This window comes from Variovorax sp. GrIS 2.14, assembly GCF_046115955.1.
Classification (GTDB): Bacteria; Pseudomonadota; Gammaproteobacteria; order Burkholderiales; family Burkholderiaceae_C; genus Variovorax.
Map to the genome: position 1 here is coordinate 1 of NZ_JBJXIA010000072.1, position 2858 is coordinate 2858.

At 58.6% G+C, this 2858-nt stretch carries 3 protein-coding genes; all 3 read right to left on the reverse strand.

From position 1 onward, the window contains the following. Positions 1–72 precede the first annotated feature (72 nt). The gene (locus tag RCH10_RS27380) at positions 73–567 is read right to left on the reverse strand and encodes an Ig-like domain-containing protein (protein WP_409054814.1); all 495 of its coding nucleotides are present in this window, start codon (positions 565–567) and stop codon (positions 73–75) included. A 266-nt stretch (positions 568–833) separates the two neighbouring features. After that, positions 834–2051: an acyltransferase family protein gene (locus tag RCH10_RS27385; RefSeq protein WP_409054815.1), complete on the reverse strand. Its 1218-nt coding sequence runs from the start codon at positions 2049–2051 to the stop codon at positions 834–836. A 14-nt stretch (positions 2052–2065) separates the two neighbouring features. Beyond that, positions 2066–2563 carry a helix-turn-helix domain-containing protein gene (locus tag RCH10_RS27390; protein ID WP_323499601.1) on the reverse strand — a complete coding sequence of 166 codons (498 nt, stop codon included), beginning with the start codon at positions 2561–2563 and terminating at the stop codon, positions 2066–2068. Positions 2564–2858: the final 295 nt, after the last annotated feature.

A 2858-nucleotide genomic window follows, 5' to 3' on the forward strand; every position in this document is an offset into this window, starting at 1 on the left:
TGGCACTGGAATTGTCGCTAGGCTTGGCTTTCGGCTCAAATCTCCCGGCTCATTCAAATATCGGCGCCTGGCTCAAATTCGCGTCGGCGCGGACACCTGCGTTCCCGCAGCAATCGCAGTGCTGCCGGGCGAAATCGCAATGCTCACGACCTTTGCCGGGGTCACAGTGACGCTAGTGGTTCCACTTTGACCGGCCAGGCTGGCGGTCACCATTGCCTTGCCAGTGGCCACGCCAGTCGTGAGGCCTGTGGTTTGTGCGACCGTTGCCACCGTCGCATCCGACGATGCCCAGGCGACCTGCGCAGTCACATCGGCGTGAGTGCTGTCGCTGTAAATTGCAGTTGCGGCGAGTTTTGACGAAGTGCCTGCTGCGACGATCGGATTGACCGGGTTGATTTCAATGGCCGTCAGCGTGACCGTTGTTGGTGCATTGGGCGTAGCGGGCAGAATCGGCAAAAAAGCACCACCCCCGCTGCCACCCCCACCACAGCCGCTCAACGCGACGAAACCTGCCAGAGCGATGCCCTTGACGTAGCCCAAAAAACCTTTTTGGAAACCCGTAGCCATTCATGATCCTGTCTGGGATCGATTGGCGCTATCTACAGCGCCATCGAAAGTTGCTTTATTTGTTTTTTTGTCCGGCTATGCGTTTGAAGCGGTTGCCCGACCGCGCACTGTCACAACAAGTATCTAAACGCAACGAAGGAAAAAACATGGTGTTGCGGAAACGCCTAAGCCCGAATATGGCGACCGCGATGCCAAAGATTTAGCGCTCAGAATTCGGATCGCAAAGAACGGTAAACGGTCTTTGGACCCGAGTTTGAGATCGATCGTCAGAGAATTTTTCGCAGCGCCGGCACTCGCAGCAGCCATCCAGCGAAGATGAAGCACAGTGCGCAGGTCACCGTGCCCGTCACCGCAAACTTCACCAAGCCATTGGTCGGAACGCCGCGCCACGCCAAAGCCACCGCCACCAACACAGGCGGATGAATGATGAAGATCGTATATGCGCGGCGCACCAAAGATTTCCACAGACCGTCCAAGACGGTGAATTTCCGTTGGAACTCCCAGAGCAATTTCAAAATCACTCCCCAGGCAACGATCGGCTCCCAAAAGGCATAAACGTAGCCCAATACCGGTTCGCGGAGCCCCGGCACAGCGCGACCAAGGAAATAGACGATTGGCAGTGTCGGCAACGCGAGGAGCGCCACGCGCCACCAGGTGCGCACCTTGTCTGCCGGCAAGAACTCAAGCCAATGGTGCCGTGCCGCAAAGCAACCGAAGGCGAACAGAACCACGTAGCTCGAAAAATACCCGAGTTGCAAGCCCCAGACGTTCACACCGACTGGCCAGAATACGCGCAATACCAGCGCGACTGCCCCGGTGACTGTTGCCGCTCCGAGCATCGCGACATTTGAAGGCCAGGGCGCTATTTCGCCCTGGCCCGGCCACAGTTGTTGGAGACGCGGCGTCAGTTTCAACCAGAGCATCGCGACACAAGCGAAGATGAGTAATGCCTGTGCGAACCACAGTGGGCCATTCTCAAATGTCCCGTCGCGCAACAGCTTCACCAAGGTATCGGCGAACGCGTGGCCGCGAGCCGTTTGTGCCATTGCGATCGTTACGGGTCCGAGGAGCCAGCCAAAAAACAGGAGCGGCAAGCCGAGCCGCTTAAACCTATCTATTGCGTAGCGACGCGTCCCGTGTCGCTCCACAGCACCGGGCGTGAGATACCCCGCAAGCAGAAAGAACAGGCCCATGAAGAAAGCCTGATTGACCGTGCAGAAATAGACCAGCAGGGTGGAGGACAGGGAGCGGTCGGTGGACACTTCGCGATAGAACCAGCCACCGATCGCCCCGTAGGTAATGGCGGTGTGATGCATCACCACCAGAAGCGTCAGACTGGCACGGAGGGCATCCAAGCCCACGTTGCGGGCGCCCGCACTTGCGAGTTGCGGGCTTGCCACCCAGGCCTGCTTACTCACCGATTGTTGAGCTTCAAACTCCTGGGCGGGTTTTATGGTGACCGCCGTTGGCAAGTGCGGTTGCATAAAAATGTCCGGCCTTAGACATTCCGCGAGACTGATCGGCGGCGGCGTAACTCTTCGGGATCCACGAACTGAGCCTTGATGACGCGCAGCCCGCATAGGGCGACCCCGAACACGAGAATCCACCTAGACCAAGTGACGCTACCCGTCTCATAGACGTCGAACCCGACCAGCAGGCCGACGATGACCAGGAACCGCAGCAAGCGGTAGTACAGGTAGGAGAGCTTTTTTACAGGGACAGGCTGATTGGAAGAGGCCGCCACCGGTACACCCTGGACGGGCGAGGAAGGAGGAGGTTCAGCGGTCGCAGGACCGGTCGGCTTGAGACTCTCCAACTCGACCCCGAAAGCGCTCGCGAGCGACATTCTTGTCTCTGCGGACGCGTTGGCGTCAGATTCAACGCGCTGGACCGTACGCAAGCTCAGGCCTGCTACCGCGGCAAGTTGCTCCTGAGACCACGCCCGCTCCTCGCGCAGTTTTCGCACTAGTTCCGGGTCAACTTTCATCATTTCCATTATGCGGTTCCCTGTGAATGAAACGGGTTGAGATTGGCCAGGCAGCAGACGTCGCCGACTCTCGCATCGATGCGTGTGGCCCACCACGCCAGGAAGCCGCCACGTGACGACAGTTGGCCGCCATCCCCGTAGTGGCGGCTCTGTTGCGCAAAGGCACCGCGTATCCGTCATCTCCGGTTGTCGATTTAAGCTGTACCGCAACTAGGGAGACGCTTATATGGGCGCCTCCCGGATTGCAAGAACTCGTATGTGTGAAGATTCAGGAGGCAGGGCTGCAGTCTTATATCCGGCCTGT

Bases quoted from the DNA above. Each gene is read 5' to 3' on its own strand.
- RCH10_RS27380 (WP_409054814.1), bottom strand. From the start codon at position 567: ATGGCTACGGGTTTCCAAAAAGGTTTTTTGGGCTACGTCAAGGGCATC.
- RCH10_RS27385 (WP_409054815.1), bottom strand. From the start codon at position 2,051: ATGCAACCGCACTTGCCAACGGCGGTCACCATAAAACCCGCCCAGGAG.
- RCH10_RS27390 (WP_323499601.1), bottom strand. From the start codon at position 2,563: ATGGAAATGATGAAAGTTGACCCGGAACTAGTGCGAAAACTGCGCGAG.